This window comes from Cohnella zeiphila (assembly GCF_014212055.1).
Classification (GTDB): domain Bacteria; phylum Bacillota; class Bacilli; order Paenibacillales; family Paenibacillaceae; genus Cohnella; species Cohnella zeiphila.
The window spans coordinates 109,743-124,884 of record NZ_JACJVO010000027.1 but is presented as its reverse complement, the minus strand read 5'-3'; the positions used below and the strand labels follow the sequence as shown (position 1 = coordinate 124,884).

Annotated in this window: 15 protein-coding genes; 6 read left to right on the top strand and 9 right to left on the bottom strand. The window is 59.6% G+C overall.

The window, feature by feature from the left end:
• The first annotated feature begins 252 nt into the window (after positions 1-252).
• Positions 253-534, top strand: a complete 282-nt coding sequence (locus H7C18_RS21585; protein ID WP_185131178.1) for an ArsR/SmtB family transcription factor — start codon at positions 253-255, stop codon at positions 532-534.
• 70 nt (positions 535-604) lie between these two features.
• Positions 605-1,804: an MFS transporter gene (locus H7C18_RS21580; protein ID WP_185131177.1), complete on the top strand. Its 1,200-nt coding sequence runs from the start codon at positions 605-607 to the stop codon at positions 1,802-1,804.
• Positions 1,805-1,966: 162 nt separating this feature from the next.
• Here the strand turns inward: H7C18_RS21580 and H7C18_RS21575 are convergent, their stop codons facing one another.
• A complete protein-coding gene (locus tag H7C18_RS21575; protein WP_185131176.1) occupies positions 1,967-2,926 on the bottom strand; it encodes an LLM class flavin-dependent oxidoreductase in 960 nt (319 codons plus the stop codon).
• Positions 2,927-3,131: 205 nt separating this feature from the next.
• Between H7C18_RS21575 and H7C18_RS21570 the strand changes: the two genes are divergently transcribed.
• The 4 genes from H7C18_RS21570 (at position 3,132) to H7C18_RS21555 (ending at position 7,769) form a co-directional block, all read left to right on the top strand.
• Positions 3,132-3,821 (top strand): response regulator, encoded by a 690-nt coding sequence (locus H7C18_RS21570; protein WP_185131175.1) that lies wholly within the window; start codon positions 3,132-3,134, stop codon positions 3,819-3,821.
• Positions 3,821-5,317 (top strand): sensor histidine kinase, encoded by a 1,497-nt coding sequence (locus H7C18_RS21565; RefSeq protein ID WP_185131174.1) that lies wholly within the window; start codon positions 3,821-3,823, stop codon positions 5,315-5,317. Before H7C18_RS21570 ends, H7C18_RS21565 begins: the two co-directional genes overlap by 1 nt.
• 149 nt (positions 5,318-5,466) lie before the next feature.
• On the top strand, positions 5,467-6,642 hold the full coding sequence (locus H7C18_RS21560) for a TolB family protein (protein ID WP_185131173.1): 1,176 nt from the start codon (positions 5,467-5,469) through the stop codon (positions 6,640-6,642).
• A 26-nt stretch (positions 6,643-6,668) separates the two neighbouring features.
• On the top strand, positions 6,669-7,769 hold the full coding sequence (locus H7C18_RS21555; protein WP_185131172.1) for a hypothetical protein: 1,101 nt from the start codon (positions 6,669-6,671) through the stop codon (positions 7,767-7,769).
• A 70-nt stretch (positions 7,770-7,839) separates the two neighbouring features.
• On the opposite strand, the gene H7C18_RS21550 is transcribed toward H7C18_RS21555, so the two are convergent.
• The 8 genes from H7C18_RS21550 to H7C18_RS21515 form a co-directional block, all read right to left on the bottom strand.
• Positions 7,840-8,409 carry a manganese catalase family protein gene (locus tag H7C18_RS21550; protein WP_185131171.1) on the bottom strand — a complete coding sequence of 190 codons (570 nt, stop codon included), beginning with the start codon at positions 8,407-8,409 and terminating at the stop codon, positions 7,840-7,842.
• Between the two features lie 12 nt (positions 8,410-8,421).
• Positions 8,422-8,751 (bottom strand): spore coat protein CotJB, encoded by a 330-nt coding sequence (locus tag H7C18_RS21545; protein ID WP_185131170.1) that lies wholly within the window; start codon positions 8,749-8,751, stop codon positions 8,422-8,424.
• 3 nt (positions 8,752-8,754) lie between these two features.
• Complete coding sequence (locus H7C18_RS21540) at positions 8,755-8,976, bottom strand: spore coat associated protein CotJA (protein ID WP_185131169.1); 222 nt, start codon at positions 8,974-8,976, stop codon at positions 8,755-8,757.
• Positions 8,977-9,128: 152 nt separating this feature from the next.
• Positions 9,129-10,166, bottom strand: coding sequence for a sporulation integral membrane protein YtvI (gene ytvI, locus H7C18_RS21535; RefSeq protein ID WP_185131168.1), 1,038 nt, complete (start codon positions 10,164-10,166; stop codon positions 9,129-9,131).
• A gap of 25 nt (positions 10,167-10,191) precedes the next feature.
• Positions 10,192-11,595 (bottom strand): CNNM domain-containing protein, encoded by a 1,404-nt coding sequence (locus H7C18_RS21530; protein ID WP_185131206.1) that lies wholly within the window; start codon positions 11,593-11,595, stop codon positions 10,192-10,194.
• 69 nt (positions 11,596-11,664) lie between these two features.
• A complete protein-coding gene (yfkAB, locus tag H7C18_RS21525) occupies positions 11,665-12,828 on the bottom strand; it encodes a radical SAM/CxCxxxxC motif protein YfkAB (protein WP_185131167.1) in 1,164 nt (387 codons plus the stop codon).
• 125 nt (positions 12,829-12,953) lie between these two features.
• Entirely contained in the window at positions 12,954-14,054 is a 1,101-nt protein-coding gene (locus H7C18_RS21520; protein ID WP_185131166.1) for an HD-GYP domain-containing protein, read from the bottom strand.
• Between the two features lie 227 nt (positions 14,055-14,281).
• Entirely contained in the window at positions 14,282-15,127 is an 846-nt protein-coding gene (locus H7C18_RS21515; RefSeq protein ID WP_185131165.1) for an undecaprenyl-diphosphate phosphatase, read from the bottom strand.
• Positions 15,128-15,142 lie beyond the last annotated feature (15 nt).

Below are 15,142 nucleotides of genomic sequence, written 5' to 3'. Positions count from 1 at the left end.
TGTCTGCCGCAAGTTTTTTTGTAAAAGGCTGCGGCTTCCAGTTATTAGACGGGGATGCGCGGCAATAGTTACGACATTCGAATGGAGACAGGGAATCAATCCTTTGCAGTCGGCACCGGGTTTCGGGGCCGGGAGCGAAGAAAGAATTTATTTCGACATTATCGAGAGAAGCAGGTTTACAGACGCACGGATATGTGCTAATGTACTTCCATGATCTTAGAAATATAAAAGCGAAAACGGAGGTGAGCGAACATGAACCGCAGCGACGAAGAGATCAAGCAAGCCGTCAAAATTTACAAGGCGCTCGGGGAACCGACCCGCTTCCAGATCGCGCTGCTGCTCGCGGATTCGTCGAATATGTGCTGCGGCGACATCGGCTGCAAGCTCGGATCCGTGCCGGTATCGACGCTGTCCCATCATCTGAAGCAGCTGGCGGATTGCGGACTTCTCGACTCCGACAAGGACGGCACTTATATTTACTATCGCCTGAATCGCGAAATGGCGGAACGGTTCGCTCCCGAACTCCTGAAATAGCTTTTTTGCGCTTTTTATTTCTATGATTCTAGAAATATTGAATTTATACAGGAGAGGGGCTTTCTCACGCATGAGCCATACCTTGAAAATTTATTTGCTGGCCGTCGTCAGCTTCATGGTCGCCACTTCGGAATTCGTTATCGCGGGCATCCTGGACAAAGTGGCCGAATCCGCCGGCGTATCGGTGGCGGCCGCCGGACAGCTGATCACCGTCTTCTCGCTCGCTTACGCGATCGGCACTCCGATCGCGATGCTGGCGACGGCGAAGATGGACCGCCGCAAGCTGCTGATGCTGTCGCTCGGCATATTCGCCTTGGGCAGCGCCACGACGCTGTTCCTCCCGGGCTTCGGCTTCCTGGTCATGTCCCGAGCCATTCTGGCCATCGGCACCGGCGTCTTTTTCGTCACGGCGCTCACCGTCGCTTCGAAGCTTGCGCCGGCGGGCCGGCAGGCCGGAGCGATCGCGACCGTCATTACCGGCTCCAGCTCGGCGCTCATCATCGGCGTTCCGATCGGACGCGTCATCGCCGCCGCCTACGACTGGAAGACGTTGTTCTGGGGCATCGGCCTGCTCAGCCTGGTCGCGATGTTCGCCGTAGCCCGCGCGATCCCATCCTCGGAAGGCGAAGCGCCCGTGCCGATGAAACGGCAGCTTGCGCTGCTCAAACAGCCCAAAATCGCGGTTGCGCTCGGCGTCACCTTCTTTTGGATTCTCGGTTACTCCGTGCTTTACACTTACGTCACTCCATTCTTGCTCGATGTGACCGGGATGGGAGAGAGCGAAGTAAGCGCCGGGCTGTTCGCCTTCGGCATCGCCTCCTTGATCGGCTCCAAGCTGGGAGGCTTCCTGACCGACCGGTGGGGCGTGCCTCGCACGCTGCTCGGCGGCATGGGGATTCACGCGCTGGCTCTGGCGCTGCTGTCCGTGGCCGCCGGACCCGCCGTCGCGTTCCCGCTGCTGATGGTATGGGCGTTCGCCGCCTGGTCTTCCGGCCCGACTCAGCAGTTTTACCTCATCTCGCTCGCTCCCGAATCTTCGAGCGTCATGCTAAGCCTGAATACCTCCATGCTGCAATTCGGCATGGCGGCCGGCGCCGGCATCGGCGGGCTCGTCGTCAAAGGCGCGTCCCTTCACGCCGTCAGCTGGATCGGCGCCGCCGGCGTGGCCGCAGCCGGGTTGGCCGCCGCCTACTCGTTCTACGCGAACCGGACCCGCAAGGCGGCAGCGACATGTCCGGCGATGGAGACGGAAGCGGAATATCCGGCCTAACGGACGCTCCCGAGCCAAGGCCGGAACGATCCCTTGCGCGGCCCGCAAGACGCCGGGCCGCCCAAGCAAAACAGGTCAGCCGGACATACCGGCTGGCCTGTTTTGCTTGAAGCCCGAATACGCTTCATCGCGAACCTGTCGGGCTTCGCCCGGATCTCATTATCAGACCGCATCCCAAGCGCGGACCAACTGCTCGAACGAGCGAAGACGCCGATCGTAATCCGGCCCCATCGTGACGATCAGAAACTCGTCGACGCCGAAGCGGCGAGACAATTGCTCCAGCCGTCCGCGAACCTTCTCCGGCGTGCCGACGAGAAGCCGGTCCCCTGAAATCGGCGCCGCTTCCTTCCCCGATAACGTCGTCTCACCGCGAAACAACATCCCGCTGTCCGTCGCGAGCCTCTGCGCCTCTTCCTCCGTTTCGGCGCAGAGAACGCCGATTGCGACGATCGCCCGCGGCACCGAGCCGAACGCCGAAGAAACGAACGCGTCGCGATAAGCCTTCAGCGTCTCTTCCCCGTCCGCGTCGCTCATGAATTGGCCGAACGCATAGCCCGTGCCGAACCGAGCCGCGAATTCGGCGCTCTTCCGGTTCGTTCCGAGCAGCCAAAGCTCCGGCGGAACGGCAGGCCTCGGACGCGCGACGACGGACTCGCCCTCAAAGGCGTAACGGTCCTGAAGAAGCTCCGCCACCGCTCTCAGCTTGTCCGGATACCGCCTTACGTTTTCCAGGTAGTTTCCGCTGAGCGCCATGCTCGCGTGCGCGTCTCCGCCCGGCGCCCGTCCCAGACCGAGATCGACCCGCCCCGGATAGAGAGCGGCCAGCAGCCGGAACGATTCCGCGACCTTCAGCGGCTCGTAATGCGGCAGCAGCAGCGCTCCCGAGCCGATGCGAATCCGCTCCGTCCTCGCTCCGACGTGCGCCAGCAGCACCTCCGGCGCGGGACATGCCAAATTCGGCATGGCGTGATGCTCGGCAACCCAGTACCTGGAAAAGCCAAGCCGTTCCGCCGTGCGGGCCAACGTTGCCGCTTGTTCGAGCGCGGCCGCGTCGTCCCGCTCCTCCAGAACGGGGACCAAATCAAGCACGCCAAGCCTCAGAGGCCGGTCGTTCAAGCTCATGCCGTTTCTCCTCCTCGCCCTCTTCGTCGGGAACTTGTCGCGTTTGTCCCATTTATTCTAACATATCCATTCGATGAATCCCGTCCGGTTATCGGAACGCATCGATTCCGCCTGAGATCGCCGGCCCTTTCTGATACAATAAGAGCCGGGTAACGGGATAAGGAAAGGAACGAACCATCATACTCATCATGAAGGGGGAACGCGCGTGATCAAAGTATTGGCGGTGGACGACGAGGCCAGCATTGCCGGCGCCGTGGCTTACGCGCTTCGAAGGGAAGGATTCGCCGTGGAGACGGCGGGAGACGGGCAGGAGGCGCTTGATCGGGTCAAGACGTTCAAGCCCGACGTCATGGTCCTCGACGTCATGCTGCCGCGGTTAAACGGATACGAGGTATGCCGCCGGCTGGAGGGACAGGATCGTCCGGCCGTTTTATTGCTTACGGTGAAGAACGACATCGTCGACAAAGTGCTGGGACTGGAGCTCGGTGCGGACGATTACATGACGAAGCCGTTCGACATGCGGGAACTGATCGCCCGGGTGAAGGCGCTCGCCAGAAGGCGGGCGCCGGATCCCGCGGCGAATTCCGCTTCCGATGCGGAGACCGTGCGGCTCGGCGAGCTCGCGATCGAGCCGTACAGCCGCACCGCGCGTCTGGAAGATCGGCCTATCGAGCTTACGCCCAAGGAGTTCGAGCTGCTGTTGCTGCTGGCCCGCCATCCGGAGCGGGTATTTTCCCGCGAAGCGCTGCTGGACCAAGTATGGGACATGGATTTCGCGGGCGGCACTCGTACGGTGGACATTCATATTCAACGATTGCGCAAAAAGCTCGGCTCCTGGCAAGGGCTGATCCAAACCGTCTACGGCATCGGCTACAAAAGCGTGAGGTCGCTCTGATGCGGCGCAGACGCATCGGCTTGAAGGGGAAGCTCGCCCTGCTGCTGGCGCTTCTCCTCGCTTCCGTGCTTATTTTGCTGAGCTCGTTGGTGCTGGTGGGCATTCGCGAGGATCAGCGTTCCCGGTTGGAGCAGACGTTCGCCCATCAGGCGGACGCGGCGAATCTGCGGGTAAGAGAAGCTTACTTGACCGGAGACCGGATCGCTCCCGGCGCTTTTATGGACGAGAGCGGGCAGAAGCTGGCGGTGGACTTGGGAGAGCAAAGCGGAATGCCGGTTACGCTGTATAACGCGGACGGCGCGTTCGCCGGCACCTCCCTTCCCTTTCAGCCTCTGACGAATGTCAGCGACGCGCTCGCTTATACGGCCAAAGGGCAGTCGGCTTATATCACGGAGGGAGATTCGCTGCTGTACTTGGCCCCTCTATATGATGCCGACCGATTTCTGGGAACGGTCCAATTCCACGCTTCCATCGCCGAACAGCACGCCTTTTACGCACGCATCCGGAACCTGTTTCTCGCGACGGGGGCCGCCGTGCTCGCTGCGGGCTTCCTCGTCGGTTATTTGTACGTTTGGCGGCAGGTGCTCGTTATCGGCAAGCTGGGCCGCGCCGCCCGCGAGATCGGTCTGGGCCGTTATCTGTCCGCGCCGCCCGTACGCCGCAACGATGAGCTCGGGGAGCTGGCGGAAGGCATTCACGAAATGAGCGAGAACATTGCCTCCTCGGTCGAACTGCTCACCGAAGAAAAGCAAAAGCTGGAGTCCGCCGTCTCCCGCTTGCGGGAACTGGAGCAGCAGCAGAAGCAGTTCATCGGCAATATCAGCCACGAGCTGAAGACGCCGCTCACTTCCATTCTGGCGTATGCGGATCTGCTGGAGATGTACGGCGACGATCCGGAGCTGCTGGATAAAGCCCGGGCGCAGATCCGGCAGGAAGCCGTGCGTCTTTACGGATTGGTGGAGAAAACGCTGCAGCTTGCCTCTTTGGACATTTACGATTTTCAGACGCGGGCGGAGACGGTTCGGATCGAGCCCCTGCTTCGGGAGGCGGCGAACCGGATCCGGGTCAAGGCAGAGAGCAGCCAGATCTTGCTGGAGACCCGATTCGAGGAAGGAAAGGTCTGGGCCGATCCGGACAACTTGATGCATATGTTGCTGAATCTGCTCGACAATGCCGTCAAATATAACCGGGAAGGCGGAACGGTTCGCCTCTCCAATCGGACGGAGACGAACGGCGAAGGAGCCGTACGCATGAAAATCGAAGTGGCGGATACCGGAATCGGCATTCCCCCGGAGGCGCAAAGCCGGATCTTCGATCCGTTCTACACGGTCAGCAACGACCGATCCCGATCGGCCGGCGGGACCGGTCTTGGGCTGGCGCTCGTGCGCAGCCTGGCCGAGAAACAAGGCGGCACGGTCCGCCTGGCCGAATCCGGCCCGAACGGCACGAGGTTCGTCATCGACCTGCCGACGGTTCCGGACCCTGCGGATTCTTGAAAAGATTGTTTACAAGTTCGTTACAAGTCCGAAATCGGATCGAGAAGATCCGGCTTTATACTGATTCTCGACAGGGACGCGGAAGACGGCGGCGGCGTACGCGTTCGCGGCGGAAGCTCCCTGTCGGCAAGAACTCGGGAGGTTCGAAGATGCGGCTATTCAAAGGAGACAGATTCGTCATTCTCGGGTGCGCTCTGACGCTTGCGACCGGCCTGGCGGCTTGCCAGCCGAGTCAGGATCGTCCGGAGAACGGACAAGCGGGAAGCGGCGCGACCTTGGGAACGAAGACGGGCGGGGGCGAGAGAAGATTGACCGTCGTGAAGGATGACGGCCGGCAGCGCGGAGAAGAATTGTCGGTCGTGCGCATTCATCGGCTGGAAGGAGCCAACATCGAGGCGTGGCTGTCGGACAACGAGGCGAGAATCGTCACCACGAAGCTTCTCAAACCTGCAACCTCCACGGAAGAACCGCAGCTCTCGTATACCGAGTCGACCGTCGATCTGATCACCGAAGAACAACGGGATTCGAAGCCGCAGGCGGATCCGGGGAAACCGGGCGCAACCACGAAGGAGGAAGCGTCACCGGATGGGCGTTTCATCTTCGTTCAACAGTGGGAAAACAAATATACGGCGCGGAATTTCATGAAGAACGCCGGCACGGGACAAAGCGTCGAGCTGAAAATCTCCAATTATCTGGAGTCGGGCGGCTGGCTGAACAACGACACCTACGTGCTGGCGGCGGGATCCATGGAGGGGCGGGGAGACGTTCTGACCATCTCCGCGGACGGGACCGTGACGAGTCTCAAGCTCGAAGATCCGGACTCGGAGACGGAGCCGTTCCCGCAATTCGCGGCGAGCGGGGGGCGAATTTATTACACGGACCGGAATCAAACTCTCAAAACGTTCGATCCGGAGCACGACCGCCCAAGCGAGCTTGTACGGAGCGTAAGCCAATTCTCCGTGTCTCCCGCAGGAGACCGGATCGCCGTATTGACGGCTTACGCCAAAGCTGCGCCGGGAATCAAACTGTTGATGTACGATGCGAACGGATCCGCGCAAGGCACTCTGCTCGGCAAAGGAGATCTCATTCCTTACTTCGACTGGTCTCCGGACGGCTCGAAGCTGGCCTTTGCCGTCTATGCCGAGGATAAAGCCGGAATGAACGGCGTGTATGTGCTGGACACGGCGACGGGCAAAGTGTCTCCCGTCGGACCGGGCGCTTTTCCGCAATATCCGCTCAGTTGGAATCCTTCCGGCACGAGGCTCGGCGTTACGACGCAAGGCGGCGACAGTTTGCCAGTGACTCAAATTTTCGATTTTCAATAAACTTGTCTATAGAGGAGAGGATCGTAATGAAAAATTTCACGAAAAAATCCGTTGTGACCCTGATGGTGCTCGGCATGACCGTCACCGGCGCGGCCGGCGTCTATGCGGGCTCCAATCTGCAGAAGATCACCGCGTACCTCAACGGAGATCTCAAGTTCAAGGTTAACGGCGCGGCATATACCCCTGTGGACGCGTACGGCAACAAGCAGCTTCCGATCAGCTACCGGAACTCGACGTACCTTCCGGTTCGCGCTCTGGCCGACGCTCTTCACGTACCGATCTATTACGACGAAAATAGCAAGACGATCCTGGTCGGCTCCGCGGCGCCAAATACGAACGAGCTTGCGGATATCGCGTTTAGCAGCGATCAGACGAAAGCGATTCTGCAGGCTTTCGCAAATTTCGACGGATTCGAGACCGCCTATGCGCCTAAGCAGATGACGGCGGGCGACTCTTATCAGAAGGCGGTCACTACCGGCGACGGAGTCAACCTCGTCTTCGCTCATATGATCGTCAACGTGTCTCCGCGGGATTACTCGGGCGGTTACGACAGCACGTCCGTCACTTTGTCCAACGGAATCACGGCGAAATGGTATACGCCCGGCGATACGACGATGCTCGGCTTCAAGCTGGATGACCGCATCGTGACCGTCAGTTCTCCCGACCATACCTTGAGCAAAGCGCAGATCGAGAAAGTGGCCGCAAGCGTAGCTAAGCTGCCTGGGTCGACGAATGCGAGCGAGCTCGCGGATGTGACGTACAGCGGCGAACAGTCGAAAGCGATCCGGCAGGCTTTCGCAAGCTTCGACGGATTTGAGACCGCCTATGCGCCGAAGCAGATGACGAAAGGCGACGCTTACCAGAAGGCGGTCGCCACCGGCGACGGAGTCAACCTCGTCTTCGCTCACATGATCGTCAACGTGTCTCCCCGGGATTACTCGGGCGGTTACGACAGCACGTCCGTTACCTTGTCGAACGGAACAAAGGCGAAGTGGTATACGCCCGGCGATACGGCAATGCTCGGCTTCCAGTTGGACGATCGCACCGTGACGATCAGCTCCCCCGACCATACCCTGAGCAAAGCGCAAATCGAGAAAGTGGCCGTAAGCATAGCGAAGCTGACCTAATCATCGTTCATTCAAAGGGGCTCTGCCAACATGCAGAGCCCCTTTCCGGTTTTGCGCGTGCATCCGCATTTTAATACACCTTCTTCTGCTCCCGGTCCGCTTTCAGAATCTCGACCGCTTCCTTGAAGCGCAGCGAATGCACGATTTCCCGCTCCCGCAGGAACTTCAAAGCATCTTGAATATCGACGTCGTCCGTATAATCGATCAGCCATTGATAGGTGGCGCGCGCCTTCTCCTCCGCCGCGATGTCTTCGTAAAGATCGGCGAGCGGGTCGCCTTTTGCCTGGATGTAGGTGGCTGTCCATGGGTTGCCCGCGGCATTGTTGTAGAACAGCGCGCTGTCGTGATTGACGAAGTGCGCGCCGAGCCCGGCAGCCTCCAGCTGTTCCGGCGTTGCGTCCTTCGTCAGCTTGTAAACCATGGTGGCGATCATCTCGAGGTGGGCAAATTCCTCCGTCCCGATGTCGTTCAGCAGCCCGACGACCTTGCTCGGGATCGTATACCTCTGATTCAGATACCGGAGAGCAGCCGAGAGTTCCCCGTCCGCGCCGCCGTATTGCTCGATCAGGTATTTCGCCATCCGGGGGTCGCATTTGCTGACTCGAACCGGGTACTGCAGCTTTTTCTCATAAATCCACATTCGCGCCCCTCCTTAAACTTCCCATGGCCACGGCGACTGCGACCACTGCCAAGGGAATCGGGTGAAGCTGTGACCGAACTGCATGAGCGGACCGTACTTCATCTCGAAATGATGGGCGATCTGCGCACGCGTCTGCGCCAGCTGGTTGAATTGCTGAACGGCCTGCAGGTCGTTCGGATGCGTATCGAGATACAGCGTCAGTTCCACCAGCGCAAAATCGACCTTCTGCAATTGCAGCAGCTCCGCGCGGTAGGCCTCGTCTCCCGGGACGTTGCGGTTCGGCTCCTGTGCGAACTCCTGCTTCGGTTCCTCCGGCGCTTTGCCCTCGTTGCGGTTCGCCATGCCTTACCCTCCTTTGGCCGCATGCCGCGACGGATACGGGCTGTACAACGCCGGCCACAGCGTCCCCCTGCGAATCGCCTCGTCCAGCGGAAATTGCGGGAGATTCATGGGCTGAAACGCGATCCATTGATTCGGCGGCACGACGTAGGTTTTGACCCGAATGGGGGGGCATGGGTCGAGAGGGCTGACGTACGGGTACCATGCTCTCCATTGGCTGTCGTTCAAGCGAAATTCCTCCTTACTCCAAAAAACCGAATAGACATACGCTCCTATTCTATGGGGCAGGGCTAGGCTACTTGCTCAATTTTTATCTCCCCCGGTTGTCGTCCAAAAGAAAAAACGCCGCTAGCGCGACGTTGGATCCGTTGGCGTTCCCTTTATTGCAGCTTGATCTTGAAATGTAGGAGGCCGGCCTTGCGAGCCGCCGTGAACACGATCACGACGATCGGCCCGAGGAAGACGCCGACGAGGCCGACCAGCTCATAGCCGACGTATAAGCTGACCAGGGCCGACAGCGCGCCGATGCCGACGGCATCCCCCAGCACTTTCGGCTCGACGGTCCGGCGCACGATCGTGATGACGAAGAACAACAGCAGAAGGCCGACCGCCGTGTACGTGTCTCCCGTCGCGAAGGCGTAGGCCGCCCAAGGGACGAGAACCGCTCCCGTCCCGAGAATCGGGAGAATGTCGACGGCAACGATCAGCAAAGCGACAGCGAGCGGATACCCGGTGCCGATGATCAGCAATCCGAAGAAGGACAGAACGTACGTCACCAGGCTGAGCAGGATTTGCGCCCGAAGGAAGCCGAACACCGACCGGCGCAAATTCGCCATGACCTGTTCGACCTGCTCCCGGGACTGTTCTTCGAAGAGCGACAGGAACGACGTCTTCATCGCCGGCAAGCTGAAGCCCAGCAAGTAGACGGCGCACAGGAACACGACGAGGACGATAAAAAAGTTCGGGATGCCTTTGGCGAAGCTGTAGAGGACGCCGGAGACGGCGGACGCCAGGCTTTCGAGAGCGGAGGTCAGGCTGCTTACCCAGTTTTCCAGCTTGAGCGGAAGGTCCTGCTCTCCCTTGCCGGACAAAGAGTCCGCCCGGTTCAGCAGATCTTGAATATAAGCGTTCGCATGATTCAAATAAGTAGGAACGTGCTCCCAGAAGCCGAGCAGCTCGTCGACCAGCTTCAGGCCGATCAGCACCATCAAGCCGATCAGCACCGCCGTGAACAAAGTGGCGCTGACGGTCGCGGCGGCAAGCCTGCCCAGCTTGAACCGACGGATGAGCAAGGCGTTCAGCGGCTCCAGGAAAATAACGGCGACCAGGGCGAGCAGGAACGGAGCGCCGACCGTAAACAGCAAGTAGAGAAACAGAAGTCCGAACCCCATCACCAGCACCGTTTTGAGCGTGGTCATGTTCCGCCTCCCGTTGGCGGCCGCGTTATTTGGAAGTGCCTAGCGGATTCCGTGCGTCCGCCTTCTCCTCCTCGGCCGATGAGTTGCCGGCGGCAGGCCCTCCCGCCGCCGGTTCGGGCTTGGCCCGGTAAATATGGACGCGCAGCACCCGCAGACGTTCCGTCTGGGCGATCTCGAACACGAAGCCGTTATAGTCCCATTTCTGCCCCTTGGCGATGTTCCCCTCCAAATTCCGGAACAGCCAGCCTCCGATCGAATCGACTTCTTCGTCGTCGATATCCAGGCCGAACATGTCGTTGATGTCTTCGATCAGCATCCGGCCTTCGACCGACGTGACCTCTCCCTTCGTCACGACGCTCGGCGGCTCATCGTCGAATTCGTCGTGAATCTCGCCGACGATCTCTTCCAGGATCGTCTCCGCCGTCAGCATGCCTGCCGTGCCTCCGTATTCGTCGATGACGATGGCAAGCTGCGACTTCCGTTTCTGCATCAGCTTGAGCACCTTGCTGACCTCCATCGATTCCGGCACGCTCAAGATCGGGCGCAGAAAGTCGCGGAGATCGTGCTCTTCGTCCGGATCGGCCGTCAGCAGATCGGTGATATGCACGAAGCCGATGATCTGGTCCTTGTCGTCGACAGCGACCGGATACCGGGTGTGACGAGTCTCGTAGACGAGCTTCAGGTTGTCCCGGTAAGGAAGATCGACGAACATGCAGTCCATGTCCGTCCTCGGCAGCATCACTTCGCGCGCCACCCGGTCGGCGAATTCGAACACATTATCGAACAGCGTCATCTCTTCCTTGTCGATGATGCCGCTCTTCGCGCTCTCGTTCATCAGAATGCGGATCTCTTCCTCCGTATGAGCCGCGCTGTGCTCGCTGGCCGGGCGGACCCCGATCGCCCGGAGCATCAGATTGGCCGCGCTGTTCAGCAGCCAGATGGCGGGCAGGAAGATGCGGTAGAACATCAGCAGCGGCCAGGACAGCCAGAGAGAGACGCCTTCCGACTTCTGAATGGCCAACGACTTGGGAGCAAGCTCTCCGAGCACGATATGCATGAAGGTGATGACCAGGAACGCGACGACGGCCGCCACGGAATGAATGACCGTCTCATCGGTGACATGGAGGTTGTACATAAGCGGCTCGACGATCAAATCGGCGATCGCCGGTTCGCCGGTCCAGCCGAGACCGAGCGACGCCAGCGTAATTCCGAGCTGGGTAGCGGACAGGTACACATCCAGCTTGCGGTTCACTTTGAGCGCGTACTTCGCCCGCGAGTTCCCTTCGTTGGAAAGCTGGGTCAGCCGGCTCTGCCGAACCTTCACAAGCGCGAATTCGGCGGCGACGAAGAAGCCGTTCAGGAAAACCAGAATCAGGACGACAAGCAGGTTCCAAACAATGGATCCCCAAAGAAATTCGGTATGCAAGATGTGAACGCTCCTCTACTTATTCGGTATGCCCGTCCACCCGCGGCGCAGCCGCCGCCGGATCCGGGAGGATCAGAGCAGCGCGCGACGGCGGGTAAAGTCGACATCCCGATAATACATATCCGAGACGAGCAGGTTCGGACCGCAGCATCCGGCCGCCGGGCAATGGCAGTTGACCCGAGCCTGCAGCGGATGGTTCTGCCACCGTTCAAAGACGTCATCCAGCCGTTCCTCCTTCACGTTGCCGAACGAAGGAATGGCGGCGAAGTCCGTCACGTAGACGTCCCCGGTGAACAGGTTGACGTTGACTCGGTTGCGGCCGTCCGGATCGTTGCGGACCGTGACGTTCGGTTCCCGGTTCAGCCGGGCGAGCAGTTCGCGCTCGCGCGGGTTGTCGCCGCATGCATAGAACGGCAGCGTGCCGAACAGCATCCAGACGTCAGGAGAACGGTCGTCGAGCAGACGCGATATGGCTTCGAGCATCTGATCCCTGGCGATCATCGGCAGATCGGACGCGAAAGAGCTGGGGTACATCGGATGCACTTCATGACGACGGCACCCCATCTCTACGATTAGCTTATGAATGTCGCTAATCTTGTTATACGTCCGAAAATTGATCATGGACTCTGCCGAGACGAACAACCCTTCCTGCGACAGCCGGCGAGCGTTCTCGATCATCCGCTCGTACAGCTTGGCGGACGCCGCGGTGCCGACCGCGCGGGGCGACCGGGCGAAGCCGACTTCATGAAAATCTTCCGGCGCGGTGTAATTGAAGGAAATGTGCATGACGTCCAGGTACGGCGCGATCTGCTCGTACCGCGAGTAGTCCAGGGTGACGTTCGAATTAAGCTGCGTCCGGATTCCCCGGGAGCGGGCGTAGCGGAGCAAAGGAACGATGATGTTCCGCACGGTCTCTTCCCGGAATGTCGGCTCGCCTCCCGTCAGGCTGATCGTCTCGAGATGCTCGACTTCGTCGAGTCTCCGCAGCATCAGGTCGATCGGCAGATGCGGCGCCTCGGTCATCGCCAGGCTGTCTCCGACCGCGCAATGCTCGCAGCGCATATTGCACAGATGAGTTACCGTGAACTCGACGCTCGTCAGCGTGTGGCGGCCGTAGCGCTGAAGAGACCGGATCGGGTCCCAGGGATCGTTTTGCGGCGATAAAGGAAGCAGATGGTCCGGCGGGGCGAACCGTTCCGCCCGGATCGTCTTGCTTTCGGTTGTCGAACCTTGCATGTTGCGGTACTCCTGTCGTGTCTGAATTTATAGTTATTGTACCTTGCCCGCTCGCGCGAAAGCAAACGAAAGCCCTTGGAACGTCCCGTTCCAAGAGCCCTCGCCGAAGCCGCTTCGGTTTTCGTTTACCGTTCCGAAGGACCGGCGTCGACCTGCGTGATCATCACCGACAATTGCTTGGACAAATCGAGTTCGTAAGGCGTCTTCAAATCCTGGCCCGCCTCGTCGGTCAGCACGCGCACGATCGGACGGTGGGCGCAAGCGGAGTTGATGTCCATGACGACGCCCGTCTGACCGCTGCTCAGCTTGACCGTAATTCCGATCGGGTAGATGGCCACCTTGTCGCGGAAATATTTGAGCATGGCCGTGTCGTAAAGCGTGCCGCTGCCCGCATACAGCGTCTCCACCGCCTGATGGGGAAGCATCGCGTTCTTGTAAATCCGGTAGCTGGTCATTGCGTCGTACGAGTCGACGATGCCGATCCACTTCGCGTACGGATGGATCTGATCTCCCGTAAGACGCCGGGGATAGCCGGTCCCGTTCAACCGTTCATGATGCTGAAAGGCGCAGTGAGCGGCGACGAGCGGAATGTTCGGTTCGTCCTTGAGCAGGTAATAGCCCCGCTCCGCATGGCGCTGCATCTCTTCGTATTCGGCATCCGACAGGCCGTCCGGCTTGAGAAGGACATCCGTCGAAATTTGCGTCTTGCCGACGTCATGCAGCAGAGCGCCCATCCCCAGCGTCGTCAGCTCCTCCGTTCCGTAGCCGTACGCCATTCCCAGCAATGTCGTGTAAACGCAAACATTGAGGGAATGCATGTACAGGTAATGGTCTACCGTCAGCAGGTTCGAAAGCATGATCATCGCATCCCGGTTCCGCTGCAAATCGTCCATCACCAGATGCATCACCTGCCGCACGGACCTCCCTACGTACGGATACATTCCGGTGTGGCGCTTCCCGGGCGCATCGACCAAATCGCGGAATACCGAACGGATCGTTCCGAGCGCCGCGCGCTGCGTCTCGTCGCTTAGCAATTGCGGCGCTTCGATCCCTTCCGTGCGGGGATCGTCGATGTATAAATAATGAATTCCTTTGTCATCGAGCCGACGGATCAACGATGCCGTCAGTTCGACGCCTTCGGCGAGCAGAACGACGCCTTCTGCCGAAAAAATCCGTTTGCCCAATTTCATTCCCGGGCTGCATAACGAAATGGGCAACATGCGCATTCGTAACGGGTCCCCCTTTCGCAAGGATGGCGCTCATTATAGTCTGGTGGACTTACGGCTTCGCGCCTATGAATAATGTAAGAGATTTGGCAGATTTGGGCAAGAACAAAATATGACAGGATTCGCCATTCATCGCCTACGACTCACATGGGATCGGGTCGAATCACAGCCGCAAAAGCAAAAACGCCGCCGGGAGATTCCCCGGCAGCGCTAACGGTGACGCGAACTTACCGCATGATGAACAAGTAGAACAGAATGGCGACGGCGAACCGGTACCATGCGAAGTACTTCAGCTTGACCTTCTGAATCACTTTAAGGAAGGAAATGATGACGAGCCAGGCCACGATGAACGAAACGATGAAGCCGGTAATAAAAAAGCCCGCGTCGCCCGAAGTGAGGTTGCCGAAGCTGTCGAGCAGCTCGTAGCCCGTCGCCACCGTCATGATCGGAATGGCGACGAAGAAGGAGAAGTCGGCTGCGGCCCGATAGCTCAGTCCCGTCAGCATGCCGGCCGCGATGGTCGACCCGGAGCGGGAGAAGCCCGGCCAGAGCGAGAGACACTGGAACAGGCCGATGATCAAAGCCTGCTTGTAGTTGATATCGTCCATCGTCTCGGCGGTCCGCTTGATCTTGCCGGAGTCGTAGCGGGATTCCGCGAACCACATGTAGAAGCCGCCGACGACGAGCGACAGCAGCACCGGGTACTGCGAGAAGCCCAGTTCCTTGATCGGATGGCGCAGCAGGAACGCCAGCGCCAGCGGCGGGATGATGGCGAGCGCCACGTGAATCAGGTTCAGCCGGCGCTTCGGCAGCTTGTCCACGCTGAGACCGGAGACGGCGTCCTTCGGCTTGCCGCCGAATACCTGAAAGATTTTGTGCCGGTAAACGAGCGCGATGGCCAGAATGGCGGCGAACTGAATGATGATCTCGAACGTTTCGAGGATGGCGGGCGTCTCTTCGTAGCCAAGCAGCTTGTTCGTCAGAATCATGTGGCCCGTCGACGAGACGGGAAGAAACTCGGTCAAACCCTCGACGATTCCGAGGATAACGCTATCGAACCAGTGTAGCAGCATGATTTACCTCCGCTT

Excerpts from the sequence above, each read along its gene's own strand:
- H7C18_RS21550 (WP_185131171.1), bottom strand. The coding sequence starts at position 8,409 with ATGTGGATTTATGAGAAAAAGCTGCAGTACCCGGTTCGAGTCAGCAAA.
- ytvI (WP_185131168.1), bottom strand. The coding sequence starts at position 10,166 with ATGACCACGCTCAAAACGGTGCTGGTGATGGGGTTCGGACTTCTGTTT.
- H7C18_RS21515 (WP_185131165.1), bottom strand. The coding sequence starts at position 15,127 with ATGCTGCTACACTGGTTCGATAGCGTTATCCTCGGAATCGTCGAGGGT.
- yfkAB (WP_185131167.1), bottom strand. The coding sequence starts at position 12,828 with ATGCAAGGTTCGACAACCGAAAGCAAGACGATCCGGGCGGAACGGTTC.
- H7C18_RS21565 (WP_185131174.1), top strand. The coding sequence starts at position 3,821 with ATGCGGCGCAGACGCATCGGCTTGAAGGGGAAGCTCGCCCTGCTGCTG.
- H7C18_RS21580 (WP_185131177.1), top strand. The coding sequence starts at position 605 with ATGAGCCATACCTTGAAAATTTATTTGCTGGCCGTCGTCAGCTTCATG.
- H7C18_RS21575 (WP_185131176.1), bottom strand. The coding sequence starts at position 2,926 with ATGAGCTTGAACGACCGGCCTCTGAGGCTTGGCGTGCTTGATTTGGTC.
- H7C18_RS21560 (WP_185131173.1), top strand. The coding sequence starts at position 5,467 with ATGCGGCTATTCAAAGGAGACAGATTCGTCATTCTCGGGTGCGCTCTG.
- H7C18_RS21545 (WP_185131170.1), bottom strand. The coding sequence starts at position 8,751 with ATGGCGAACCGCAACGAGGGCAAAGCGCCGGAGGAACCGAAGCAGGAG.
- H7C18_RS21555 (WP_185131172.1), top strand. The coding sequence starts at position 6,669 with ATGAAAAATTTCACGAAAAAATCCGTTGTGACCCTGATGGTGCTCGGC.
- H7C18_RS21520 (WP_185131166.1), bottom strand. The coding sequence starts at position 14,054 with ATGCGCATGTTGCCCATTTCGTTATGCAGCCCGGGAATGAAATTGGGC.
- H7C18_RS21585 (WP_185131178.1), top strand. The coding sequence starts at position 253 with ATGAACCGCAGCGACGAAGAGATCAAGCAAGCCGTCAAAATTTACAAG.